We start from the raw sequence: 25,051 nt of genomic DNA, 5'->3' as shown, positions 1-25,051 counted from the left end.
ACCAAAAAGACGCTTTGGTGTTGATTAAAGACCGTCTGATCACTTAAGTTCCCGCTGATCCCGATAAATCTTAGGAGGTGTCGCCATGCGTAAGGGCGTTGAGTGGGGCTGAAGGGCCGATGCGGGCTGCTACTGTGGACGATTCGCACGAGGGGCTGGGTTGATGATTACGGGGGTCTGTTGATGCCAAGCCAGCGTGGAAGATGGGCGCTGGTTACATTGACATGCATGGTTTGCATTATTGCGGTCGCGTGCCTTGTGTGGGCGGTGACTCGCGCGGGGCGGCCGCCGCCTTACTATTTGATTTATCCGCTCATGGGGGCGGCGTTGATGGCGGTGGGTGCGATGTGTTCGGCACCACTGCCGCAAAGAATGCCGATCCGGATCACTCTGACGCCAACAGCGTCGCTGGTGTGTGCCGCAGCGCTACCAGTGCCGTGGGTGATCTTGTGTGCGGCGGTCGGCGTGGTGATAGCGCGGATCGTGACGCGGTACCCGCGGGCATCAGGTCTACACAAGGCGGTCCACAACACCGGCATGGACATCGTTGCCGCGACGGCGGCAGCGCTGGTCATGTACCTATTCGGTGTGCGTCCAGGCTTCACCGAGGCTGAGCTGGACGCGAACGGGCTGCTTCAGCTTGGGGCAGGGCTCCTAGTGGCGGCGGTCGCGGTGTTCGCCATCCAGGAGCTAATCACAGGCGCCGCAGTGATGTTGGCGACCAGGATGCCTTTTGCGCTGGTGATACGAAATCTGTGGCGTACCCGTCTGATCGTCGCGGCCGGTGAGATCGTCACCGCCGGATTGTTCGCGGTCGTCATCGGCCTCGACAAGCGGGCGTTGATAGCCCTGCCTGCGGTGATGCTTGTTCTGCACCTTGCCGTGACGTACCGGCTGCGCATCCGTGAGGAGCGGCGCGCCTGGGAGCACCTGGCGGCGTTGACCGACGCGCTCGCGGCCCGCGACCTCGACACTGTCCTGCACACCGCCGCAGCCGGAGCGGTCGGATTGTTCGGAGCTCGGGCGGCGGACATCGAGGTTTCTGGCGGTGAGCGGCTGGTGCGCGCCGACAGCGAGGCGGGGGAGGCTGGCGTGGTCTACGACGGCCCTGCGGCCGAAGCCCCGGAGCCGGCCGACGATCGAGCAGTGGTGCGCCACGAGATCAGGCGTGACGCGACCGGGTCGCAGGGTGTGGTGCGGCTGTACCTGACGGGCCGGCGTGACGTGCTGTCGGTGCGCGAGCGGTCAACGTTGCAGGCTTTCGCCGCGAACCTGTCGACAAGCTTGGACGGCGTCCACGCCTACAGGCTGCTGGCGCAGGATGCGCGTCGGCACGAGTTGGCAGCTACCGAGGACCCCGACACCCACCTGCCGAATCGAGCAGCGTTGCTGTCTCGCGTGGCGGCAATTGCGGCGGCGACGTGCCACGTGGTTGTCGTTCGCCTAGAGAATTACCAGTTTCTGGCTGACGCGATCGGCAGGGAACGCGCCCTAGCTCTGCTGAACGAACTCGCGGGCCGGCTGTCTTACGCGGCCCGGGACTCGGCGTCCACCGTCGGTCGTGTCGGCGACGCGGAGTTCGCGCTGGTCACGTGGAACTTGTCGAAGGACACCGCCTACCAGCGGGCATGCTGGGCGGTGGCCCTGCTCCGTCGACCGGTCGCAAACGAACAGGGCGGGTTGAGCGTACGGGCAAGCGCCGGGATGACCTCGGGCCCGCCGACTCAGGCGCACCACCTGCTCGATGCCGCGGAGCGGGTGATGTGGCGAGCGATCCGCGCAGGCCAAGACCGGCTAATCACCTACCAAGCCGCCCCCGTACCTGCCGCCTCACTGGCCCGAGAGTTGTTGGACGCACGGATGGCGATCTCGTGCGAGCCAGTCGTGGACCTCAACACCGGTCGCATCGCGATGGTGCAGTCGATACCGCGCTTCCTCTACTCCCGGCACGACGTGTTCGCGGCCGACGAGGACATCTACCAACTCATCGACGACGAGGACGGCTTGCAAGACCTCGCGCGCAAGGTGATCGGACGCTCGTTGTCGGCTGCAACCACCTGGCGCGAGGCGCTGCCCCGGGCTGAGTTGATCGTGCCGGTGCCGGCACGTGCCCTGACGCCCAAGTTCACTGAATCTCTGCGCGAAATGCTGAGTGGCTCCGGCGTTGCCGCGTCATCACTGGTCTTGGAAGTAGCGGAACCAAACGCTCTGCCTAACCGGGACACCGTGGAGCAGCTTCGGCACTACGGCATACGGCTCCTGCTGGGCAACTACGGCAGCATCGAGGGCAGCATCGAGGCGCTCAACGCCGTCACCTGGAGCTACCTACGTCTGCACCCAGCCTACGCACTGGACGCGGGCTGGCGCCCGGCCCGCTCCGTCACCCGAGCAGCTGTCGACCTCTCCATCGATCTTGGCCTCGCAGTCATCGCACCGGGAATCGCCAACGAGAACGAGCGGGAAGAGCTGGCCACTCGCGGCTGTGCCCTGGGCAGCGGTTCACTGTTCGGCGGCGAGATGTTCCCCAGCCAGCTCAGAAACCACGCGCAGTTGTGGCAGCCACAGGCTCTACCCGGACGGGCGAGAGTGCTGCGCCTGCACCGCTTCGGATGACCGGTCGCGCCGGACGATTCCCTCGGGCAACGGCGACACGGGCAGCATCTGCACAAGAGACGGACGAAGTCGATCGCTGTGCGTGCTGGTAGCCGCGACCACCGGCACCCAGCGAGCGACCTCGGCGGCCACGACGGGCGAATCGAACCACGCGCACGAAATGCGAGCGAGACGCCGGGCCTCCCCGCGCACATCGAACACGTCAACAGGCGATGTCGTATCGAGCGGATCCTCGACGGCAGGCAACGCAGCTTGGCGCCGGCGCATCGCCACGGCGAGCGTGGCAGCGTCCGCGACCGCTTCGACGAAAGCGGGGTCCAGTCGGTACCGGTGCGCCCGCCGTTGCGCGCTGGCATGCACCTGGCTACTGCACCACGGACGCAGTAGCCGAAGCGCGTCATGGACCTCGATGACCCGGCGGTGGCGGTGACGGCTACCGCCGACCTCCACCGGAACCTGCACGCCCGTGGTTGTGCTGACGATCGTCACATCAGGCATACCTGCACGTAGCTTGATCCACAACTGGTTGACATGCCAGTCCGTGCGGCGGTCCGTCCACCACGCCGAGGGCCGCCAAGACGGCAACTGTGCCAGCAACTCGCCTCCGCGGCGGCCAGACCTGGCAGCGGCACGAATCATCTGCTGGTACAAAAGGTCAGCGGCGAGTTCCGCTTCGACCTCCAAGGCGGGATCGATGATGGAGTGCATAGCGTCGCCGTCGTGGCCAAGCATCAGATGTGCGACCTCGTGTAGCACGGTTTGTGCCCGCGCAAGCGTGGGCAGGCTCGCGTCGACAAGGATGTAATCGGCGCGGTCTAGCGGAACAAGTACCCCGGAAGGGACCTCCGCTCCGAACTCGAATGGCTCGTCGCGGATGCACACGGGCCGACCTCGTTGACGTCCGATTGCCTCGCACCAGGCATCCACGGTGTAAGGCTCAGGCGGCGGCGGCATCTTCGCTCTGCGCAGACGCCGCCGTAGACGCGCACGAGCCCAGAGCACACAACCTCCCGAAACTACGAGCAGTAGTGATCGAAGGGTCAGAGTGTAGCGCCCAAATGGTCCCCTGCGGGTATCCGATCATCGTGTCCCACCAGAGGGAATCCAGCGATCGGGATCCATGACATCGGTCCGCCATCGGCGGGTAACCACACCGCTAGGGACAGACAAGCGGGCCGTCGAAGTAGCAGCTATCCCGTAGGCTGCGAGATCCACAAGTGACTGGACCTGCGACGGGAGACCGTGATGAGCAGCCCGCCGACGAGTACATCGAGTCATGACCAAGGCCGCGCCACCGTCGCCCGGATATACGACTACCTTCTCGGTGGCAAGCAGAACTTCGAAGCCGACCGGGAGGCCGCGCGGCGGCTCCTGCAAGCCATACCCGACTCGGCGGACATCGCACGGTCTAACCGGCTCTTCATGCAGCGGGCGGTCCGGACCCTCGCAGAGGACGGCATCAAGCAGTTCCTCGATCTGGGTTCCGGTATCCCCACGCAGGGCAACGTGCACGAGATTGCCCAGGCGATCGATCCCAGCATCCGCGTGCTGTACCTGGATATTGATCCCGTCGCGGTCGTCGTCTCCAACCAGATCCTCAGAGACAACCCCACCTGCCGGGCCATCGAGGGCGACTTTACCCGCCCCGATCTGATTCTCGACGCGCTCGCCGACGGCGACCTCGCCAGCGTCATCGACCTCGACCAGCCGACGGCCGTACTGTACTGCTCCGTGCTGCAGCAGGTCCCCGACGATCGTATCGACGCCGTCGTCACCCCGGTCCGCGAGCGGCTTGCCCCCGGTAGCGCGATGGTCATGTCCCACATCAGCGCCGCCGTGGCCGATCGCTATGACGACACGACCGTGTCCGAGGGCAAGGCCGTCTTCCGCGCCCGCGCCGCCACCGAGGTCACCCTGCGCACCAACGCACAACTCGCCGCTCTCTTCGGCGACCTCACGCTGATCGAACCGGGCCTGGTGCCCCTCAACGAATGGCGCCCAGAACTCGGCGAGCCGGACCCCTACGCCGGCCGCCTCACGCCTTCGCCGATGCGGGGAGCCGTCGCCATCGATCTCTAATCGTGACGGCGAGAGGCGCCAGGTCCTTGGATCACCCGGTAGCCGGCCCTGGCCACCGCCGATGCCCGCACCCGGTCTGATCAACCTGCCTACCGGCGAGCGGGCACCTGCTTCCTCCGCGGCTCGGTTGCGGCGCGCGGTGGCGGCGCGTGAGAGACCGCGCTCGGTGCCGTAAAGGTGCAGTTGCTCTTCTCGACCTCAGTGCGCGCCACCGGCCGATGGCGCGGGGCCGCCGGTAGCGGTCAGCCCGCCAGGGTCACCTGTGCCGGGGTCGACTGGCGGGTGATGGTGCCGTCGCCGAGCTGCCTGAAAGGAGTTGTCGCTCAAGCACCACAGGCTGCCATCGGTACGCGGTTTACATGCTCGCACGTCGGCTCGTTGTGAGAAGACACTGGCGTCCGGTCAGCAATCGCGAGCTGATCAAGCTTGTGGAAGCAAGTCATCCCGCCATCGGCTCGGATTCAACGACGATCGTTAGGTCGACCTCCGGATTTCCTTGCCAACCTGGAAGTCGTCCTCGGAGTCGAGCAGGTTCGCGCCGTGGCGCTCGGTTTTCGAGCAGGGCAAATCGCACTCGACAGGGCGCATCCTTCGATCATGCGTCTGGAAGCGCTTCTTCCCTGATCAGGTGTGGTGCGAGCGTGTTGCAGTAGGGCGGCAAATGGGGCTAGGGGTAGCCGAAACTGTGGACAGTGAGGTCGGGGCTGTGCTGAATTTGCTGCGTTAGCGGCGCAGTCCCGATGACTGGGGAGCGGGTCTGCGTCAAAGCATGCCCGGTTGATTAGCGCGGGCAACTACCCTGCATCCCCGGGATAGGTGGATCCTGTGAGCCTGCCCGCCTTGTCTGCCCTTAATCGATACTGTGGCCGCCGTAATGCGTACCCGTTCTTTGGGCGGCGCCGCGCAGTGGCGGCGATGGCCTTTCTTGTCGCCCTGGTGTTGGCGGCAACGGGCTGTACTGAAAAGTCCAGAGATCGAGACGCTTCGGGCACGACTACGGCGACCACCGCCTCCGACACCGTTGGCACTACGAGGACGACCGAGGCAACGACGCCCACAGCAGGCGCGTCGACCGAAGCGCCGTATCACCCGGTAGACGCGCTGTGCTCGAAACTGGCCCTCACGCCGATCGCCGAGATCGTCGGTCCGGTCGGAAGCCAACAGAACGACTCCCGCGCGGCGGGCAACACCGTCAGCACGGCCTGCACTGCCACGGTGGGCCGCCTACCCGACGGCATCGTGGTGACTGCACGCGCCGACATCGGGGCACCCGGCTCCGGCAAACTCATGTACGAGGGCCTGCGCCAGGCCCAGCAGCCTGATGGCCCGAGCATGGACGTCATCGGCCTTGGGGCCGCCGCCTACGCCTACGCAGACCGGGCTAGCGGCTTCACCATCTGCGCCTATGACGCGAACCTCTACCTGACTGTCACCGCCGCACCGCTGCGTCCCGGGACGGTCCTGCACGGGGACCTGCCCGCCCGAGTGCGCACCGTAGCGGCCTCCACGCTCGCCGCCCTGCGCACCTGACCTGCATGTGCCACCGGCACGCCTCGACCTGACGCGAAAGCCACCCGGGCAGTTGCCCGAACGCCCTTGGAGAGTTCCATGCCTACGTCCCCTCTGCCCGCTGTGCTGCCGGGAACCGGTGACACCGACTACGCCCGCTACATGCGCACCGAAGACCTGCTATCCCTGCAACGAGGGCCGGGGGAGTGGGTTCACGCCGACGAGCTGCTGTTCCAGATCGTGCACCAGAGCACCGAGCTGTGGCTGAAACTCACCCGCTCCCACCTGATGCGGGCCCTGGCGCACCTCGACGCCGACCGACCGTCCGCGGCCGAACTGCTGCTGCATCGCGCCGCGGAAGCGCTGCGCCTGATCACCGAGCAGCTCCACATGCTGCGGTCTCTGCCGCCGGCCCGGTTCGCCGTCATCCGCACCGCACTGGGCAACGGATCCGGCTTCGAGTCCCCCGGGTGGGCGCTTCTGCGCTCAGCGACCACCGAACTGGACATCGCGTTCGCCCGCCTGCTGTCATCGCTGGACCTCTCCGCCGTCGACGTATACCGGGGCGAGCCGTCGGACCCGCTGTACCGGCTCGCCGAAGCGCTCGTGGGGCTGGACGAGCGGATCGCCCTGTGGCGCACTGAGCACTACACCGTCGCCACCCGCGTCATCGGCCACGGTGTGCTCGGCACCCGCCACACCCCGGTCGACAGCCTGACCAAACTCATCGCCCACCGCCGCTTCCCGACGCTCTGGGACGCCCGCACCGTCCTCACCCAAGGAGCCACACAGCCGGTCTGCCCCGAGCAGGTGCAGCCGTGACGGCCACGACCGAAACCCTGCCCTTGCTGCTACGGCACAAGCTTCGGCTGCCCTCTGGCAGCGCTCACGTGGCGGCGTGCAGCATCGCGCCGCGCACCGTCGACGTCGACGAGGCCATCGCGCGGATGCTCGATGACCTGTCACGCCCAGGCTTCTGGCAGGCATGCGAACAGCAGGTCACCGAAGCCCGCATCTTGTTCGCGCGGCTCATCGGCGCCGATGTCGAGCAGATCGCAGTCCTGCCCAACGCCAGTGTTGCCGCCCACCAGGCGGCAGCCGGCCGCCGTTGGCGCCGACGCGGCGACATCCTGACCAGCCACGCCGAATTCCCCGGAATCGCCCACACCTGGCTGGCCCAACCCGGCGCGCGAGTGCGCTGGTGCGGCACCCCCGCGACGGTCCGCACCGGCGACTACCTGTCGCACATCACCCCGCGCACCGCCCTGGTATCGGTGCCCGCCGTCACCTACCGAGACTCCCGGTGCCTCGACGTGGCCCGTATCGCCGACACCGCGCACGCCGCCGGCGCCGCCGTGTTCGTCGACGCCTACCAGGCCGCCGGCGTGATGCCCCTCGACGTCGACGCCCTGCACTGCGACTACCTCGTCACCGGCACCGGCAAATACCTGCTCGGGCTCCCCGGGCTGGCCTTCCTCTACGTCCGCAACCCCGACGGACCACGGCCGACCCTCACCGGCTGGCTCGGCCGCGCCAACCCTCACGCCTACCACGCCACCGTCCTGGACTTCCCGCCACACGCCCGCCGCTACGAGACCGGCACACCCGCCGTCGCCGCCGTATACGCCGCCGTCGCCGGCCTGTCCATGGTGCATGGCCTCGACCTGCGGCAGGTACGCCGCCACACCCAACGCATGGTCTTCGGACTGGCGACACGACTGGCCACCCAAGGCGAGATCGTGCGCCTGGCCGCCGACGTCGACACGCAAGGCGCGCACCTGGCGCTCGTCGAGCCACACGCGGAGGCCATGGCGGCCTGGCTCGGACACCGCGGCGTTATCGCCGCACCCCGCACTGGCGTCCTGCGCCTGGCCGCGCATGCCTACACCACCACCGACGACCTCGACGCCGTATCCGAGGCAGTTGCCTCCTACCGCTGCCGCAGCCGTACCCGCCGAGGAGCAGCCCGATGAACCCCGAACCCCTACAGCGATGGCTAGCCCAGCGACGACCCACCGCACGTCGTTTCCCGTACGACTGCGTCGTGGACGCCTACCAGCACCACGGCAAGCAGTGTGTGCCCGAGACGTGGACCGCGCTGCTGCAAGCGGCCCGCGAACGCCTGCCGCAGGTCTCTGGGCCGCACCGTCAACTGAGTACCTTCCTAAACATCGTCCTCGACAAAACCGACGACCGGTACGACTACCGCAGCTACCTCGCCCTGCCCCTGCTGCCGATACCTGACCCGGACCGGGACACCGAACGAGCAGACCGGCTGCTAGCCCGCCGCGACCGCCTCCACCTCCTGCTCCTGTCCGACCTCATCGCCTTCGAGATCCACGCCCTCGACACCACGAAGGCGCCGCTGCCGCAGCTGCGCCCCGACCCCCTACTGGTGCGCAAACGCCTCCGACACGCCACTCGCTCCGCAGCCCCGGCCCTGCACCGCCTCAGCTTCGACCTTCACGCCGTCGGCGACCCGGTGACGCTCGCCCGCCGGCTGATCGCCATGACTTCCATCGACCGCAGCAGCGACGAGCGGCTGACAATGCGCACGACCATGCTGCCCGTCTCAACCGTGCACGACGAATACCTGTTCATCCGGGTCCTACAAACGTTCGAGCTGACCTTCGGACTCTTGGCCGTAGACCTCACCGCGGTCACCACCGCCGTAGCCGAAAGCCGCCTACCCGCAGCCGGTACCCGGCTTACCCTCGCCGCCACACTCCTGCGTGAGACCGCACCACTGTGGCCCCTGCTGGCGACCATGCAAACGGAGGCCTTCCACACCTTCCGCACCCACACCGACGGCGCCAGCGCCATCCAGTCCCGCGCCTACAAACTGGCCGAATCGCTGTGCCGTATACCCGACCCGCAGCGCCTCGGCTCGGCTGCGTACCTGTCCGTACCCGATGTTCGTGCCCGCATCAACCAAGGACAACTCAGCGTCGAAGACGCCCTCGACACCATTCGCGCCGACCATCACGCGCTCGCTGAGATGCCCGTCCTTGCTGATGGACTACGACACTTCACCGCCGCCGTTCACCAATGGCGCCGCACCCACTACAGCCTTGCCGTCCGAATGCTTGGCACCCACCAGCCAGGGACCGGTGACACACCGGGCACCCCCTACCTGTTACACAGCCGCGACCAGCCAGTCTTCTCGCATCGTAACGCGAGCCACCATGACCACGGCACCCCGTGAAACCTCGATCAATCCTAGGACGATCTTCCAGATGAGAGCGACGTCTCGGTTCTCGCAACCTGTTTGCGCTGTTAGTCGCAGGCAGTCCTACATCAATGAGCTTCGAGCTCTATAGGAGTTCGCCATGAAAGAACGGCATCCACAAAACGAAAGTGAGAAGGCTGTTGCCAAGTGGACTGTAGAGCGCGTTCAGTCTCTTGGTGCCGTGACCAATGTCGTGACGGCCGGAGCCGTATTGGGTATCGGTCGAACAAAAGCTTATGAACTGGCCAAGGTGAACCAGTTTCCGGTCCGAATCCTGAAGGTCGGTCGCCGCTATCTGGTGCCGGTCGCTGACATCATGGATCTACTGGTTGGAGGAACGGCATCGAATCATTCTTCTATTCGGGAGAACGGAGCTAGCCCATAGAGTGCGTGGGTAGAAACAGGGATCCGGAGCGGGGCTACCGCGACAAGTGAAATTGCGTCACCACGTCGTCGTCGGCGGCCGTCCTCGCCACGCCGGCACAAGTTTGGAAATCCTACACAGAGGATGGGGTAGACGGAGATGCAGGCGCTGACAGATGCTGCGCATATGGAATTCGTGGAGGCCACCAACACGCTGGGCGCCCGACTCGCCGCTGGCAACGACGACCTTGCCGCGGCCGGTGCGATCTGCCTCGCTGTCGAAGCCTGGAAACACCTAGCCGGAGAGGACACTGCGTGGGACCGGTTCGGTCTGGAGATCCTCGACGTGCGGAGCAGGCTCTACACCCACTACGACGACGTCGCCGTCGACACAACCGTCCCCACCACCAGCAGCGCTCACATCAGAGACGCCGTGAGAGAACTCGTCGCGCAACTTGCGCGTTACCACGATCAGCGTGCCGTCGACGCCGACAGTGCGCTGTCTGAACGACTCGACCACGATGCCGCCGCCCAGCAACTGCGCCGTGCGGTCGCAGCCCTGGCATGACGGTCGGCTTCTGGCATGAGGAGGCACAGCGGGCGCTGCGGGCCGCAACTTCGGCGGTGACCGGCCGCCGCGCTGCCGACGCTGGCGAGATCAACGCCCTCATGCATGCCCGAGCGGACCTGTATCACCAAATGGCCAGGATCACCGAACTACTGGTCGGGGGCCGGCCAGTAGCAGAGGAAGCCAACAGGGCGACCGCAACGCTGATCCTCGGGCGGCAGGGGCAGAACCTGACCCGCCTCTACGTCGGCCTGCGCGCCGCCGCAATGCTGGACGAAGACCTTCCGCCAGCACCCGCTATCACCGCCGGCCCGGCGGGTTCCCTGCGCCGCGCTGCCGATGCCCTTGGCGTCATCGGCGACATCATCGCCGGGCACCTTCCGTTCAAGCGACGTTCCGGGACGCCCGAGGGCAGGGCGATCCGCGCCGGAGGCGGTGTTCAGGGAGCACTAGCTGATCTCGCACGGCTTACTGTTGAGGCGATCCAGCTCGATCGCCGGCTTCCGGCCTGGCTCAACCGCGGCGGGCCCTTGGCACACACGTACCGATCAGCCGCGGAGGCAGCCAGATGGACGAGCAACAGCCAACTGGGCCTCGCCGCCGCGCAGCTGGTAGCAGCCGCGAAACTCGAGCCGGACCTGCGCGAGCTCGATACCGCCCGGTCGCCCCTGCGCCCCGCGCCGGCGGTCGACACCGTCGATACGGCGATCGCCGCAATCCGGGCCGCACGGACGTGGCTCTGGCTCCACCCAGAGCAGGTCACCGGCGTGCACCTGCAAACCGGTACCCAATTGGGTCTAGCCGTGCATGTCCTTACCACCGGAAACAACCCCGACATGATCGGCGGCTGGCGACAAGCAGCAATCGCCGCTGCCGACCTACGAGCCACCCCCGCAAGCGGCCCTGCCCAAGACGCCGCCGCCGAGATCGGCGAAGCGCTGCGGTGGACGCGCTCACTGCTGGTCATCACCGCTCAGGAACACGTTCACCAGCAGGCGAGAAACCCAGAACGGCTCGTCAGCGAGATGCGGCTCATGGCCGCCACCATGCATCGAGGACTGCGCGCCGCAGTACGGCACTGCAACCTGTTCGTCCGAGCAGACACCATCCTTCACCGTCCCGCCGGCTCGTTGGTCTACCGCGCCGCTCCCCGCTGGCGGCCCGCAACCAACAGCGACGACCTGGTGCGCGACCTCAGCCGCGCGTTGTGGCAGACAATTGGGCAGAACGCCCACGGCGACACGGCCGGCATGATTGCTCGGGTGCTCGCCACACCGCCCCACCCGAACTCGATGAGCCCGACAGCCGTTGTGACCACGCAGAGTTTGAACCAGGGCCAGGTGTCTCAGGATTCCGCAGGCCCTGCCTGGCGCCACACAGGCAACGGTCACCTATCCCGACTGGCAACGCAGTCCTCGACTCGGGTCGCGTGCAGTGAGGCCGTCGAAGACAGCCAGAAGTCGATGTCGGGCGGCATCTCGATCGACTGAACTACTGCCCATGACGCTGAAGGAGCTTCAGGAGCGCTCTTGGCTTCTCTTGCAGCCGCAGCCAACGCTCATTTGTCAAGCGATGGCACATGACTCACGACCAGGCCGCGAGGTGCGTTGGCAGCACCGCGTCCTCCAGGCATACATGGGCTCCTGACCGGCGGCCGTTGCTTGCTACCTTCAGGTCTTGGGTGGCGCTGTCGCCAACGACCAGGCGGACTCGCTGTCCGTGTTGCCGCAGCAATTGTTCAACTGCCGCAGCGAACTCGGGATCGGCCTCGTTACCCCAATCCGCCGGAGATCAGGATCCTGTCGACGAACAGTCTCAACTCGGTGGCCGACTGGTCGGCTGGTTGCTGGCAGCCCTGAATTCGATGAGTTGACCGAGATGACGATTACTGTTGTCTGCGCCGATGGTGTCTTCGTGCGATCGCATTCATGGTGGCGTCCAATTCGCTTTAACTTGTGGGCATTAGCCGTAAGTCGGGTTGGCTGGACTCCAAACGGTCACGGAGTGTGTTTCTGGTGAAGGTGATTGGGTGGCTTTAGTGATATTTGTGGTTGCAGTTTGTGATCGATCTTGACCGATGAGGTTGATCTCCCTAGCCTTCGCGATCACGTGTTGTGTGGCTGGGGAGGCCCCGAGTGGTTGATGGCGTTGGTGCGTCGTCTCTGTTTGTCCGTCTGGAGAAGGCGGTTCGCTGGGGGTCTCTGGCGGTGGCGTCGTTGCTGGCGGTGACGTTGTTGCCGCCTGTGCCTGCGGTGGCGCGCCCGTCTTCGCCGGCAGCGGTGAAGGATCGCTCGGTGCCGGTGCAGAGGCTGGCTGCGCGGGAGCGTGGAGTGTCTGCGTCTGACGGGCAGCAGTGGGAGACGGAGCCTGCTTCTTTGCCGGGGCCTGCGTCTGCGGTGTTGGATGTTGAGCCGGCTTCGCCCGATCCTGGCGGGGGCGAGCGTGAGCTGGTGGGGGATCTTCCGCTTCGGTTTACGGCGGATGCGGCTGTGCCGTTGCCGGCGCCTGCGCAGATGCGTGTGCAGGTGGCTGATCGGGCGGAGTCGACGGCGGCGGGTGTGCCGGTGTTGTTGCGGTTGGACCGGGTGGACGACGGCGAGAGTCGTGCGCGTGTGCGTCTTGAGGTGGACTACTCAGGTTTTCGGGATGCGTACGGGGCGGATTGGGCTTCGCGGCTGCGGTTGGCGCGGTTGACGCCGTGCTCCGGTGAGCGGGCGGGCACGGCTGCGGGTTGCGGTGTTGAGGAAGTGCTTCCGTCGACGAATGACGCGACCTCCGGTGTGCTGTCAGCGGGCGTCGATCTCGCTGCCAGTACTGGCAGCGACTTCAACTCCCTGAACTCGGCCGATAGTGAGATCGCTGCCGATGCGGTGGTGGCTTTGGTGGCCGGCACGGATGGCGAGACTGGGTCGTTTGCCAAGACTTCGTTGGCCGGATCGTCGGGGTGGCAGGCAGGGAAGCCGTCGGGCGACTTCAGCTATTCGTATGAGGTGGACGTTCCGGCGGCTCCGGCTGGCATGGAGCCGGAGGTGGAGTTCAGCTACTCGTCCGGGGCGGTGGACGGCCGCACGAACGGTGAGAATGGGCAGACGTCGTGGCTGGGGGAGGGCTGGGGCTTCGAGCCGGGCTATGTCGAGCGGTCGTACCGCTCGTGCAAGGACGACCAGCTGCCGGCCCCGACCTACACCAACGCGACCGGGGATCTGTGCTGGAGGCAGGACAACGCGACTCTGGTGTGGCAGGGCCGCTCCACGGAGTTGGTGCGCGATACGGCCAGCGGTTTGTGGCGGTTGGCCGACGATGATGGCAGTCGTGTCGAGCTGTTGCAGGATGGCGCGGACTGGAACGCCGCCACCGACATGTTTTCACCCGGCGACTTCGACGGCGATGGCAAGACGGATGTGCTTCTGCGTCGGGCTGCCGACGCGGATCTCTACCTGGTGCGTGGTGACGGAGCCGGCGGTTGGCTGAACGGTGGCGCGGCGACGAAGATCGGCTCGTTCGACGCCGCGAACATCGTCTTCTCTCCGGGCGACTTTACGGGCGACGGGAATCCGGATGTGCTGTGGCGCAAGGCGGCGGATGGCACGTTGTGGCTGCTACGCGGTAACGGCGCTGGAGGCTTTCTCTCAGGCACCAGCGAGCAGATCGGCTCGTTCAGCACCGCGAATGTGATGTTCGGTCGCGGTGACTTTAGCGGTGACGGCAAGGTCGATGTGCTGTGGCGCCGGGCCTCTGACGGGGTGCTGTTCATGATGCGCGGCAACGGCACCGGCGGCTGGGTGACCGCTCAAAGCGAGCAGATCGGTACGGGCTTCAACAGCCAGGACCTGATGCTCTCGCCGGGTGATTTCAACGGTGACAACAAGGTCGACGTGATCACCCGTGACGGCACGACCAAGAACTTGATGTTGTTTACCGGCAACGGCACCGGCGGGTGGATCTCGGGCATTGGTACGCAGATTGCTTCCGGCCCGGGAAGCGCCGACATCGTCTTTTCCGGTGGTGACCACGACGGCGACGCTAAGCCCGACGTGATGTGGCGCCAGGCCAGCAGCAAGGACGTCTACCTGTTCACGGGCAACGGCACCGGAGGGTGGAAGACCGGTGTGTCGGTCAACATCACCGATCCGGTCCGTCTGAAGAACGGCGACGACAACGGCGAGCACTGGCGGCTGACCACCAGCGACGGGGTGCAGTACTACTTCGGCCGCACGCGCCTGCCGGGGTGGACCGCGAACCAGCGAGAGACCGCATCGGTGTGGACCGCCCCGGTGTTCGGCAACAGCGCGGCTGAGCCCTGCTGGCGCAGTGGCGGCTTCGCATCTTCCTATTGTTCCCAGGGGTGGAGGTGGAACCTCGACCACGTCGTGGATCCGCACCAGAACTCGATGTCCTACTGGTACAGCCGGGAGCAGGCCCGCACCGGGTTGGCGAACAACGCCAACGCCACCGCGGTCTACGAGCGCGGCGGCAGGTTGGAGCGCATCGAGTACGGCACCCGCGTCGGCCAGGAAACCACCGGCACGCCGGGTATGCGGGTGGTGTTCTCGCCGGGTGATCGGTGCCTGACGTCCTGCTGGTCCGGGACGACGCCCACGGTGGCGAACTGGCCGGACACGCCATGGGACCTCAACTGTGCGATCACCGCCACGTCGTGCGCCAGCAACCTCAGCCCGTCGTTCTGGACGACGAAGCGGCTGGCGAAGGTCACCACCCAGGTGTGGGACGGTTCCACCCACGCTCCGATCGACGAGTGGACTCTGACCCACCAGTTCCCCGCCACGGGTGAGGCGTCGGTCAGTCCGGCACTGTGGTTGGCGAACATCGTCAAGACCGGTAAGGACGGTGGCAGCAAGGCCCTACCGATGATCGACTTCGGTGGTACCCGCTACGCCAACCGCACCGACTACAACCTGTCCGCCGGTGTGCCGATGGTCAACCGCTACCGCATCACCCGCGTCAGTGACGAGCACGGTGGCGAAACCGTCGTGACCTACGAAGGGTCTGACTGCACCGTCACCTCGCAGGCAGACCCCGACGTCAACTCCAAGCGCTGCTTCCCCCAGTACTACTACCCGCCGCTCGCACCGGCCCCCGGCTGGTCCTGGTGGAACAAGTACCGCGTCACGAAGGTCGTCGACAAGGACCTCGTCGGCGGCAACCCGGACCTCGAGGAAACCTACAGTTACTCGACCGACGGATCCTCCACCACGGTGCTGTGGCATCACAGCGACGGCGCCGCCACCTGGGCCAGCCCGCTGGACAAGCGAACCTGGTCGGACTTTCGCGGCTGGCCCACCGTGACCGTCACCGCCGGTGCTACCGGTGCGCCTCAATCCCGAACCAAGTCTCTGTACTTCCGCGGGATGGACGGCGACCGTACCGACAACGGCGAGGGCGCCCGAGACGCGAAGATCACGAACTCGTTGGGTGAGGTGACCGAGGACCACTCGCACCTCGCCGGCATCCTGCACGAGGAGATCGAATACGACGGTGCCGCCGGTGCGGCCCGCAGCAAGTCGATCACCGCACCGTGGCAGCACCAAACCGCGCACCGCCAGTCCGCCGCCGCTGTCGCGCAGCCTTCCAGCGCCTACGCCTACTACACCGACGCCGGCACCACTAGGTCCATGACCTGGCTGGCCGCGTCGTCGACGTGGCGGACGACCAGAACGGTCAACACCTACGAGACCACCTACGGCACCATCACTGGCGTCGCCGACCACGGCGACATCAACGTCGCCACCGACGACACCTGCACCACCTACGAGTACGCCCGCAACACGACGGCCTGGCTCATCGACTTCCCGTCACAGACAACGACGACGACCTGCGCCACCACGCCGGGCCCCGACGACACCCTGTCCGGCAGCCGCACCTACTACGACAACAACCCCCTCGGCACCATCGGTACCCGGGGCCTGCCCACCCGTACGGAAGCGCTGTCGGGTTTCACCGGCACGACCCCCACATACCTGAAGCGGTCGACCGCCACTTACGACGCCCTCGGCCGCATCCTGACCTCCGCCGACGGCCTGGACCAGACCACCACCATCGCCTACACGCCCGCGGCGGGCGGCCCGGTAACCCAGGTCACAGAGACCGACCCGAAGTCACACACCACCACCGCGAATCTCAACCTGAGAGGCGCACCAACGACTGTCGTTGACGCCAACGGCAAAACCACCACCGCCAGCTACGACCCCCTCGGACGGCAGTTGAAGCTCTGGCTGCCTGGCCGCCCCACGAGCGGCACTGCCAACGAGGAGTACGTTTACGGCACCGACAGCCGCGCGGTCGCCAACTACCTACACAGCAAGCACCTGGGGCCGAACGGCAACCAGATCAGTAGCTTCGAGATCTACGACGGGCACCTGCGGCTTCGGCAAGCACAGGCCACCGCGCCTGACGGCAAACGCGTCATCTCGGATATCCGCTACGACTCTCGTGGCCTCGTCGTCAAGGAGTCGGCGTTCTACAACAGCGCCAGCGCCCCCACCAGCGCCCTGGTGACCTTCACCGACGCCACCGTTCCCACGCAGCGCCGCTACACCTACGACGGCACCGAAGACCTCACCCACGACGCCCTGTGGTCACTCAACGTCGAGAAGTGGCACACCGCCATCACCTACGACGGCGACCGCGTCAACGTCGACCCACCCACCGGCGGTATCCCCACCACCACCATCGAAGACGCCTCCGGCCGCACCATCGCCCAACGCCAGTACAAGGGCACCAGCCCGGCCGGCGACTACGACGAGACCACCTACACCTACGACCGCCTCGACCGGCTCACCTCCGTCACCGACTCCGCCGGCAACACCTGGACGCACACCTACGACCGCCTCAACCGCCAAACTCAGAGCACCGACCCGGACGCCGGCACGAGCACCTTCGGCTACGACAACAACGACCAGCTGACCACCACCACCGACGGCCGCGGTGAAGTCCTGCACCACGCCTACGACTCACTCGGCCGACCCACCGCACTGCGTGACGACAACGCGAGCGGTGCGCTGCGCGCCTCCTGGGTCTACGACACCCTCGCCAAGGGCTACCCCACCTCCGCGACCCGCCACCACACCAGCGGCGCCTACGTCCAGCAGGTCACCGGATACACAGACCTCTACCAGCCGACCGGCAACACCGACACCATCCCCGCCAGCCAGGGACTCCTCGGCGGCACCTACACCACCGGCTTCGGCTACCACCCCAACGGCACCCCCGCCACCACCGACCTGCCCGCCAAGGGCGGATTGCCCGCCGAAACGGTGACGTACAACTTCACCGACCAGGGTTACCTCGCCGGCGTCACCGGCCTGGACACCTACCTCGCCAGCGCCCAGTACTACTGGCACGGCGCCATCAAGCAACAAACCCTGGGCTCCGGCACCACCCGCGCCCGCCTCACGACCACCCTTGACGATGCCACCGGCCGACTCACCAAGTCGGAAGTCCACACCGAGAACCAGACCACCCCGGACACGTGGGTCGAGAAATTAACCGAGCAATACACCCACGACCCCGCCGGCAACGTCACCAGCATCACCGAAACCAACGGCACCACCACTGTGGCCAACCAGTGCTTCGGCTACGACTACCTCCAACGACTCACCGAAGCCTGGACCACCAGCGCCGCCACCTGCCAAACCACACCCACACAGTCCATCGTCGGCGGCGCCGACGCCTACTGGCACTCCTATACCTACGACAAGACCGGCAACCGCCTCACCGACACCCGCCACACCGCCAGCGGCGACATCATCCGCGACTACACCTACCCCACCGCTGGAAGCACCCGCCCCCACACCCTCACCAGCGTCACCACCCGAGGCGGCGGACCCAGCAGCACCTACACCTACGACAACGGCGGCTACCTAAGCACCCGCACCAGCACCGGCAAGCCCAACCAAACCCTCACCTTCGACGCCGAAGGCAACCTCACCTCACTCGCCAACGGCACCACCACCCACACCTACATCTACGACACCACCGGCAACCGCCTCATCGCCGACAACTCCGGCACCGAAAAGACCCTCTACCTCGGCGACACCGAATACCACCTCAGCCACACCACCGGCCAGGTCACCGCCACCCGCTACTACCCCAACGCCGTACGCACCACCACCAACGGCCTCACCTGGATGGCCGCCAACCACCACGGCACCAACCAACTCGCCATCAACACCACCACCCTCACCACCACCCGCCGACGCCTCACCCCCTTTGGCGAAGACCGCGGCGCACCACCAGCCACCTGGCCCGACAACAAGGGCTTCGTCGGCGGCACCAACGACCCCACCGGATACACCCACCTCGGCGCCCGCCAATACGACCCCACCACCGGCCGCTTCACCTCCGTCGACCCCCTCATCGACTACAGCGACCCACAAACCCTGCACGGCTACGCCTACGCCAACAACAGCCCCATCACCTACACCGATCCCGATGGCTTGATGCGCTACTCCCAGGCCCCGGGCGGCGGGGGAGTTGCTGGTGGCGCCCGCGGTGGTTCACGCCCTCCTACCCGTACAGGCGCCAACGGCGGAGCGTCCAGCGTCCGAGGCGGCACCTACCGAGGCCCCAACCCTCGGATGGAAGCACGCCAAATGCAGCAACAGAAGAACGCCGCTCGACAGCAGCAGTCGCGCCTGCGCGCGCAAGCCTCCCGCCCCAAGCCCAGTAAGCCCAATAGGCCACAGACCTCTAGTCGGAATCAGCAGAAAACTAATCGAAGCAAGTCGAAGTCGACGCGGGCCAGCAGTTCAGGTTCGTCGAAGAAGCAGATTAATAAATCCAGCAGCAAGAGGGGTGGAAAGGGGTCCGGTGGGAAGCGGGAGGAGAGTGAAAAAAAGAAGACCCGGATCCTGAATAACAAAAAGGTCGGTGATGATGCTTCCGATAGAATTGCGAGCCGTTATCCGGAAGCTAAGCGAGAGTCTTCCATCTCCACTACTCAAGGTACGAGGTATCCTGATGTCCGAGTGGACAATGAACTGATCGAGTCTAAGGTTGGCAGGACGGACTTCAGTAGTCGGATCCGCAAGGAGGTGATGAAGGATCACGAGATTCTTGAGGGTTCCTTGTCTGGAGTTACAAGGATTACGTGGGAATTCTCCAGGAGTCCGACGACGGGTAGAATTGGCCCGACGCCCAACCTGGCAGCAGCCCTCTGGACTGCAGGGATTAGGATTGTGATTGTAAAATAATGAGTATTCTCGATGCGTATGAGATCTATGATCCTGGTGTATCCGGGCTCTGGAAGAACCTCTCTCGAGGCGAGGCTGCCAGGGCGGTTCGCCGCTTGCTCGCTGATCGGCCTCGTCGCCTCCAGGAACTGCGACGGCTTGCCGAGCGAGCCGAGATTGAGTTGCCTGAACCACAAGATGCAACAGATGGGCAACTGCAGGGCCTTTCGCAATGGTTTTTTGCGAACCTAGAGCGGGACGGGCGAAGTTCGGCGCGCCTGGCTCCTGCTTGGTATTCCGTGGTGAGTGACATGGGGCTGTATGTTGGGGAGGTAATCATTGCCAGGGGTAGCGGCTTGGAGTGGCGGATGTTCACTGGCGATCGTCGATCAGACTCATATCAGGAGCTGGTCGTCATGGGTTTCCCGGTCGCTAACAAAAACTACTACGTCAATCCAGGATTCGTTCTAGCGGATTTGGCTTCGGCGCATTTGTCCGGTGCTTTCGTGTCTGAGGATCCGATAGTGGACATGGTGCGGCACGCAGTCGCAACTAGCCATTCGGAAGATGACTAACTGACCTCGGCCCTCGTTAAGGCTGTGTAGCGACGGTCTCGTGAACGGGAGCAGTGTATCGGTCAACGCGTTGGCTTCTGATGTGCTTTGTTGGCTGCGTGTCTCAGGTAGCAATGGACGGCCCAGTCTGGTAGGTCGTTTCTGCTGTGGTCGAGCGCGCCTCCCGCAACTCGGTCGACTCACTGCTGGACGTCCCCGGCGTGGTTCCGGCGTCGACGTCCGTCTGGCGCGCCTGCGGTGAAAGCCGTGGAGGCGGGCCTGGACTCGCCCAGCCGGTAAAGGGCCGCCCGGTTGGCAGGCTCGTGTGTAACCAGGTGGCAGCGCTGACGCCACCGTAAGGCTGACGGGTGGATGGAACGGTCCACCATACCCTGACCCGGTGCTAGCTGCCGAGGCTCGGAAGATCACCGACTGGATGCAGGCATGGGGAAGCTTGGCCGGGCTGGTGATGTCGACCCTCGCCGTCATCGTTACCGGCCTGCTGCTTCGTCACGAAATCCGGGTGCGTCGGGAAGAGAAGCGGGCCAGCGAATCCGCGCAGGATGCGGTACCGGGCCAACCACTCCCCGGCGTCGGTCTGCACCGCCAGGCGCTCCCCGGCTCGCCGCACGTTCTGAGCCCGGACCGGCCGGTGCACCGGCCGGTCGTACCGCAGCTCGTAGGCCCGCAGGTAGTCCGCGACGTGCCCGGCGGTCGGGAAGTCCTCGCTCTCCTGCCGCAGCATGCCCCACCCCGGCAGCGGCCGTACTCCGCCGGGGAGAACAAACGTAACGACTCCCAGCCATCCACATCACCCGACCCAGGCATGCACGACACCTGCCTCGATCCAACGTGGGCCAGTTGGATCGCCTACATCCTCGAAGCGGACGGCTTCGCCGTAACGATTCAGGAGTGGGAATTCCGGCCAGGCAGCAACTTTGCCGTTGAGTGCGTCAATAGGATTCGCCGTAAGGAGCGTTTCCAGGACGGCGCTGTGGACAGTTGTGACGAGCCCCGGCGCAGAGCCGCACCTCCCCTGGTCGGTGGCCCGGCGGAGGTTTGCCTGGCACCCTCATCCGCCGCAGCTCGTGCATCGAGCGGTTGCATCCTCCGACTCGCGAGATGCGGATGCGGGCGTGTTCCCGGCGTTGGTGCGGCCAGCACGTCGGGTGGTGGCGTTGACAATGGTGAGCGAGTCTTACGGCATCCCACCTCTGGTCAGGTCGGTCGTCGGGGCTGGAGGCTCAGCCGCGCAGCCCCTTTCCGGTGGCCACGATGGCCTTCTCAAACCATGCTGCGGTGTTGGTTGCAGAGCGGGTCCAGACCGCGACGCACTGGGTCACCCGACCCTGGTGCAGGCAGCCGTAGCGGTGGGGAAAAGGCGTGCCGTCGGGGAGCGTCATGGTGGCGGTCACTGCGCGGCCGGACGCGTCGAGTCCGGCCGGTAGACCGGTGGCGGTATGCCCCTCGGTAACCTGGCCCTCCTCCACGTCTTGGTCGCAGGCCTCCAGCAGGTCGAAGAGTCGCCGTACGGACTCGCTGGCCACCGCTTCGCTCGGGTAGACCACAGTCTGTTGGTAGACCTCGACGAACTCTCCCGGTTCTGTGCCAGCCGGGGTGCCGAATACTCGTGCTACCGCGACCATCCGTCGATCCAGCAACGGCTGCGGTTGGCCGCACACCACCCCGTCGGAATCGAGTCTCTCGTCCACGTGGGCAGGCTTCTCGGCCAACCCGACCAGGTGCCCGGTGGCGGCGAAGCGCTCTCGCAGTTCCCTCGCGACACCGCCGTCACTAGGCGAGGGAGCAGCCAGGGCCGTGGCTGATGTTGTGGGTGCCGACGCGTCTGCGGCCGGAACCGAGTCGCAGGCGCCGACTGACGTGAGTACGGCCAGGAGCGCCGCTGTAGCAGACAGGCGTCGATGCATGGCGGGGAGCATACGTGCCGGACGGCAATCGATCGCCAGCGGCCGGCGTGGACACCGGGTTATGTGGTCGAGACCCGCCGCAACGACGACATGATCACCACCATGGGTATCGCCCGGGCGGACAGCCTGACTGCTGCCCTGCCGGCTCGGGCTGGTGCCGGCTGTCAGCCGGCGCTGGCGCCCACGGCCCTCGTGAGTACTGGTGGCCGCGGACCCCCGCCGCACCCGCCTGGTCGACCTCGCCCGTATCGCAGCGGCTCGTTGGGCGATAGAGGAGAGCTTCCAGCAGGCCATGAACGAAGCCGGCCTCGACGAATACCAGGTCCGCGACTGGCGAGCCTGGTACGCCGACATGAACAGACTCGTCGTTGACGGCTGCTCATCAGGCCCAGCGCTTGGTCTCGTTGCTTCAGCAGGGCCACGCAGCCATCGCGTTCTGTAACGGCAGGATCACGATTGGTCTTGGGGTGTAGACCTGATCAGCGCTTCTGAGCCTCTTCTGGATAGCGATGATTCACGTCGCTCACGCCCCCAAGGAGGACGTCCGTGCTTGGTACATCGTGGTGCGGCAGCATGCAGTGGCCGAGGCAATGTGTCTCTACTGAAGCCGGTTACGAACCGTGCCGATTCCATAGCGGGCAGGGCCGGCCGACGCTGAGCCGCTGGCTGTCCGGCGCCGTGGGCGCGGGATGCGGGCAGTGAGCAATGAGGAGGCGAACGACCAGTTCATCGCCTTCTACACGACATGGCGAGGAAAGTTGTACAAGGCAGTGGCGACCTGGACCGGTGACCGGCACGCTGCCGAAGACATCGTCCAAGAGGTCATGATCTTGGTGCGGCATTACTGGGGTCGCTACACCCGACCGGAGATCCTCATGTACCGGCTGGCTCGTCAGCAGCTTGCTCGCCACACGAGCGCCACCCCGATACAGATGGATTCACTCGAACAGCGCCTGCAGGCCGACGACCTACCCTCCGGCCCCGCCCGTGACCTGGAGCAGCAGCTGGACCTGCTCGCCGCCTTGCGGCAGCTTCCGACCCGGCAACGTGAGGTCGTGGTCTTGACCGAGCTATGTGATCTGGAACAGTCCACAGCTGCGGAAATCCTTGGGATCAGCGTGTCGGCGCTCAAAACCCACAAGGCCCGCGGACTGCGCACCCTGCAATCCCGAATGGCCGGGCGGATGGCCAGCGCGGGTGCTGACACCGAAGGAGGTACCAACGCGTGAGCATCGCAGATGACCTAGAGCGTGCCGTGGACACCTGCCTCGGCCCTCGATCGGCCCGCAACACCTCCGTAGAAGCGCGGCATGTACTTAACCAGTACTCGAAACGAGCGGGAGACCCACAGCAACGGCAACGCATGGACGAAGCCGTTGCTGAGGCCGAACTCGGCATAGCCGCATACCTGCTCGGTGTGCACTACCAAGTTCACGGACGCCCAGATCAGGCAGAGCACTGGCTGCGCACCGCCGCCGATCGTGACGTTGCCGATGCTGCCGTTCGTCTGGCCATGCTGCTCGAATACCGATCGGTCATCGCCGCCAACACCAGCATCGACTCCACTCCGGCGGTCGATGACGATCTGACCGCGGCCCGCCGCTGGTACCGCATCGCCGCACATGCTGGTTACCACCTGCACGACGACAGCAAGCCTGCTGACCCCACACCGCTGACACTCGACTGTTGTCCCGCTGTCGAACAAGCCGCTGGCGTCGAAACGGCCGAAGAGATCATCGGCGACGCCCGCCGTCAAGCTGACGCCCTTCTCCGGCAGGCACGCGCCGACGTCAGAATAATCATCGAAACGGCTCGGCAAGAGGTGAACGACCTTGCAGGACAACGAGCCGAGGTAGAGCAACAGATGCAGCTACTGCAACAGATCGTCACCACCATCGCTGCTGCTGAAACCCAGCCCCGACGACGTCGCTGGCGACCCTCATCAACGACCACCGTCGTCACGTCCGGCAATGACCAGCGGGACGCATGGCGGCAGATGGCCGATCACTTCCGTCGGCAGGAGGACGCTCCTCGGCGACGCGCGGTACGGCGCTCGCTGATAAGTCGAATCATGGCGATCCTGCAGGTCAGCGATGCTGTGGAACTTGATGTTCTCGATCTTGATGTCGAGAGCAAGGAGGCAGTGGCGCCGCCGAGACTGACATGGGCTCCGTCGGATACATCGATGCGAGCCCGGGCGGGGTGATACGGCAACGTGGGCCAGACTTCCGCCCGGCTAGACGTAGGGCGAAGCGGCAACCATCCCCAAGGGCGCGGGAAGCAGGAGGTCGACGCGTACGCGGAGCAGAAGCTGCGGGACGCCAAGGGCCGGGCGGATGCGGGATCACCCCCGCGTGCGCGGGGAGCAGCGGGCGGTCGTCGCCGAGGGCGACCGGTACCGCGGATCACCCCCGGCATGCGCGGGGAGCAAACCTCGCCAAGAAGACCCAACGGAGGTAGTCCCGGATCACCCCCGTGCGCGGGGAGCAGGGGAAGAAGGCGGGGTTCGTGGTCCAGGTCCCGGGATCACCCCCGCGTGCGCGGGGAGCAGCCGACGCAGATTCCCTCGCGCACCAGGTCCTCCGGATCACCCCCGCGTGCGCGGGGAGCAGGTGACAGCACACCTCGCGTTCCATCCTCTACGGGGATTACCCCCGCGTGCGCGGGGAGCAGGGCGCGCGGATCGCGGCATAGATGCGCTGATACGGATCACCCCCGCGTGCGCGGGGAGCAGAGGTCGAGGCCCACGACGCGGGGCTGAGACTTGGGATCACCCCCGCGTGCGCGGGGAGCAGGCGGTGTCCTACGGCGGCCTGTGGGTGCTGACGGGATCACCCCCGCGTGCGCGGGGAGCAGAGCGGCGCCGGGATCGGCAGGGTCCGCTCGCTCGGATCACCCCCGCGTGCGCGGGGAGCAGAACTCTGTCGGCTCCGCCTGAAAACTGGCTCTGGCACACTTCCTGTGATTGATCTTGGTGGCGGCTCACGGGTTGGTCAGGACGCGTTTGCGTAGGAGGT

The 25,051-nt window shown here is 65.8% G+C and carries 16 protein-coding genes, 1 pseudogene and 1 CRISPR repeat array; of the genes and pseudogenes, 14 read left to right on the top strand and 3 right to left on the bottom strand.

Annotated elements, in window-relative coordinates; all coding sequences use genetic code 11:
• Window positions 1-537 precede the first annotated feature (537 nt).
• A complete protein-coding gene (locus ABZ573_RS29090) occupies window positions 538-2,613 on the top strand; it encodes an EAL domain-containing protein (protein ID WP_192581280.1) in 2,076 nt (691 codons plus the stop codon).
• On the opposite strand, the gene ABZ573_RS29085 is transcribed toward ABZ573_RS29090, so the two are convergent.
• Window positions 2,569-3,495, bottom strand: a complete 927-nt coding sequence (locus ABZ573_RS29085; protein WP_192581281.1) for a DUF6545 domain-containing protein — start codon at window positions 3,493-3,495, stop codon at window positions 2,569-2,571. The two genes, ABZ573_RS29090 and ABZ573_RS29085, sit on opposite strands and share 45 nt — an antisense overlap.
• A gap of 363 nt (window positions 3,496-3,858) precedes the next feature.
• On the opposite strand from ABZ573_RS29085, the gene ABZ573_RS29080 reads away from it, so the two are divergent.
• The 10 genes from ABZ573_RS29080 (at window position 3,859) to ABZ573_RS29035 (ending at window position 20,127) form a co-directional block, all read left to right on the top strand.
• Window positions 3,859-4,692, top strand: a complete 834-nt coding sequence (locus ABZ573_RS29080) for an SAM-dependent methyltransferase (RefSeq protein ID WP_151453091.1) — start codon at window positions 3,859-3,861, stop codon at window positions 4,690-4,692.
• Window positions 4,693-5,517: 825 nt separating this feature from the next.
• Entirely contained in the window at window positions 5,518-6,222 is a 705-nt protein-coding gene (locus ABZ573_RS29075; RefSeq protein WP_225851977.1) for a hypothetical protein, read from the top strand.
• Window positions 6,223-6,300: 78 nt separating this feature from the next.
• Complete coding sequence (locus ABZ573_RS29070; protein WP_151453092.1) at window positions 6,301-7,023, top strand: tryptophan 2,3-dioxygenase family protein; 723 nt, start codon at window positions 6,301-6,303, stop codon at window positions 7,021-7,023.
• The gene (locus ABZ573_RS29065; RefSeq protein WP_225851978.1) at window positions 7,020-8,174 is read left to right on the top strand and encodes an aminotransferase class V-fold PLP-dependent enzyme; all 1,155 of its coding nucleotides are present in this window, start codon (window positions 7,020-7,022) and stop codon (window positions 8,172-8,174) included. Before ABZ573_RS29070 ends, ABZ573_RS29065 begins: the two co-directional genes overlap by 4 nt.
• Window positions 8,175-8,245: 71 nt before the next feature.
• Window positions 8,246-9,406 carry a tryptophan 2,3-dioxygenase family protein gene (locus tag ABZ573_RS29060; protein ID WP_225851979.1) on the top strand — a complete coding sequence of 387 codons (1,161 nt, stop codon included), beginning with the start codon at window positions 8,246-8,248 and terminating at the stop codon, window positions 9,404-9,406.
• 124 nt (window positions 9,407-9,530) lie between these two features.
• Window positions 9,531-9,815, top strand: a complete 285-nt coding sequence (locus ABZ573_RS29055; protein WP_151453094.1) for a helix-turn-helix domain-containing protein — start codon at window positions 9,531-9,533, stop codon at window positions 9,813-9,815.
• Window positions 9,816-9,980: 165 nt separating this feature from the next.
• The gene (locus ABZ573_RS29050) at window positions 9,981-10,361 is read left to right on the top strand and encodes a hypothetical protein (RefSeq protein ID WP_358122218.1); all 381 of its coding nucleotides are present in this window, start codon (window positions 9,981-9,983) and stop codon (window positions 10,359-10,361) included.
• Window positions 10,358-11,851, top strand: coding sequence for a hypothetical protein (locus ABZ573_RS29045; RefSeq protein ID WP_358122216.1), 1,494 nt, complete (start codon window positions 10,358-10,360; stop codon window positions 11,849-11,851). Before ABZ573_RS29050 ends, ABZ573_RS29045 begins: the two co-directional genes overlap by 4 nt.
• 645 nt (window positions 11,852-12,496) lie before the next feature.
• Window positions 12,497-19,573 carry an FG-GAP-like repeat-containing protein gene (locus tag ABZ573_RS29040; protein WP_151453097.1) on the top strand — a complete coding sequence of 2,359 codons (7,077 nt, stop codon included), beginning with the start codon at window positions 12,497-12,499 and terminating at the stop codon, window positions 19,571-19,573.
• The gene (locus ABZ573_RS29035; protein WP_151453098.1) at window positions 19,573-20,127 is read left to right on the top strand and encodes a hypothetical protein; all 555 of its coding nucleotides are present in this window, start codon (window positions 19,573-19,575) and stop codon (window positions 20,125-20,127) included. Before ABZ573_RS29040 ends, ABZ573_RS29035 begins: the two co-directional genes overlap by 1 nt.
• Before the next feature lie 382 nt (window positions 20,128-20,509).
• On the opposite strand, the gene ABZ573_RS29030 is transcribed toward ABZ573_RS29035, so the two are convergent.
• Both ABZ573_RS29030 and ABZ573_RS29025 read right to left on the bottom strand, forming a co-directional pair.
• Entirely contained in the window at window positions 20,510-20,851 is a 342-nt protein-coding gene (locus tag ABZ573_RS29030) for an NAD(P)-binding domain-containing protein (RefSeq protein WP_225851980.1), read from the bottom strand.
• A 499-nt stretch (window positions 20,852-21,350) separates the two neighbouring features.
• The gene (locus ABZ573_RS29025) at window positions 21,351-21,818 is read right to left on the bottom strand and encodes a hypothetical protein (protein ID WP_225851981.1); all 468 of its coding nucleotides are present in this window, start codon (window positions 21,816-21,818) and stop codon (window positions 21,351-21,353) included.
• Window positions 21,819-22,094: 276 nt separating this feature from the next.
• Here ABZ573_RS29025 and ABZ573_RS29020 point away from each other — a divergent pair.
• The 3 genes and pseudogenes from ABZ573_RS29020 to ABZ573_RS29010 form a co-directional block, all read left to right on the top strand.
• Window positions 22,095-22,389, top strand: a pseudogene (locus tag ABZ573_RS29020) (IS701 family transposase); the annotation flags it as partial.
• 343 nt (window positions 22,390-22,732) lie between these two features.
• Window positions 22,733-23,263: a sigma-70 family RNA polymerase sigma factor gene (locus tag ABZ573_RS29015; protein WP_192581282.1), complete on the top strand. Its 531-nt coding sequence runs from the start codon at window positions 22,733-22,735 to the stop codon at window positions 23,261-23,263.
• Window positions 23,260-24,240 (top strand): hypothetical protein, encoded by a 981-nt coding sequence (locus ABZ573_RS29010; RefSeq protein WP_151453101.1) that lies wholly within the window; start codon window positions 23,260-23,262, stop codon window positions 24,238-24,240. Before ABZ573_RS29015 ends, ABZ573_RS29010 begins: the two co-directional genes overlap by 4 nt.
• A 50-nt stretch (window positions 24,241-24,290) precedes the next feature.
• Window positions 24,291-24,951: direct repeats of the CRISPR family, unit length 28 nt; unit sequence GGATCACCCCCGCGTGCGCGGGGAGCAG.
• Window positions 24,952-25,051: the final 100 nt, after the last annotated feature.

The sequence above is a fragment of the Micromonospora sp. NPDC007220 genome, from assembly GCF_040634035.1.
Classification (GTDB): Bacteria; Actinomycetota; Actinomycetes; order Mycobacteriales; family Micromonosporaceae; genus Micromonospora; species Micromonospora reichwaldensis.
The sequence above is the reverse complement of the archived record's forward strand: the minus strand, read 5'-3'. Positions and strand labels throughout refer to the sequence as shown.

What these genes read in the sequence shown, in the direction of transcription:
- ABZ573_RS29090 (WP_192581280.1), top strand. Translation starts at nt 538, where the DNA reads ATGGACATCGTTGCCGCGACGGCGGCAGCGCTGGTCATGTACCTATTC.
- ABZ573_RS29080 (WP_151453091.1), top strand. Translation starts at nt 3,859, where the DNA reads ATGAGCAGCCCGCCGACGAGTACATCGAGTCATGACCAAGGCCGCGCC.
- ABZ573_RS29070 (WP_151453092.1), top strand. Translation starts at nt 6,301, where the DNA reads ATGCCTACGTCCCCTCTGCCCGCTGTGCTGCCGGGAACCGGTGACACC.
- ABZ573_RS29050 (WP_358122218.1), top strand. Translation starts at nt 9,981, where the DNA reads ATGGAATTCGTGGAGGCCACCAACACGCTGGGCGCCCGACTCGCCGCT.
- ABZ573_RS29030 (WP_225851980.1), bottom strand. Translation starts at nt 20,851, where the DNA reads ATGCTGCGGCAGGAGAGCGAGGACTTCCCGACCGCCGGGCACGTCGCG.
- ABZ573_RS29045 (WP_358122216.1), top strand. Translation starts at nt 10,358, where the DNA reads ATGACGGTCGGCTTCTGGCATGAGGAGGCACAGCGGGCGCTGCGGGCC.
- ABZ573_RS29035 (WP_151453098.1), top strand. Translation starts at nt 19,573, where the DNA reads ATGAGTATTCTCGATGCGTATGAGATCTATGATCCTGGTGTATCCGGG.
- ABZ573_RS29055 (WP_151453094.1), top strand. Translation starts at nt 9,531, where the DNA reads ATGAAAGAACGGCATCCACAAAACGAAAGTGAGAAGGCTGTTGCCAAG.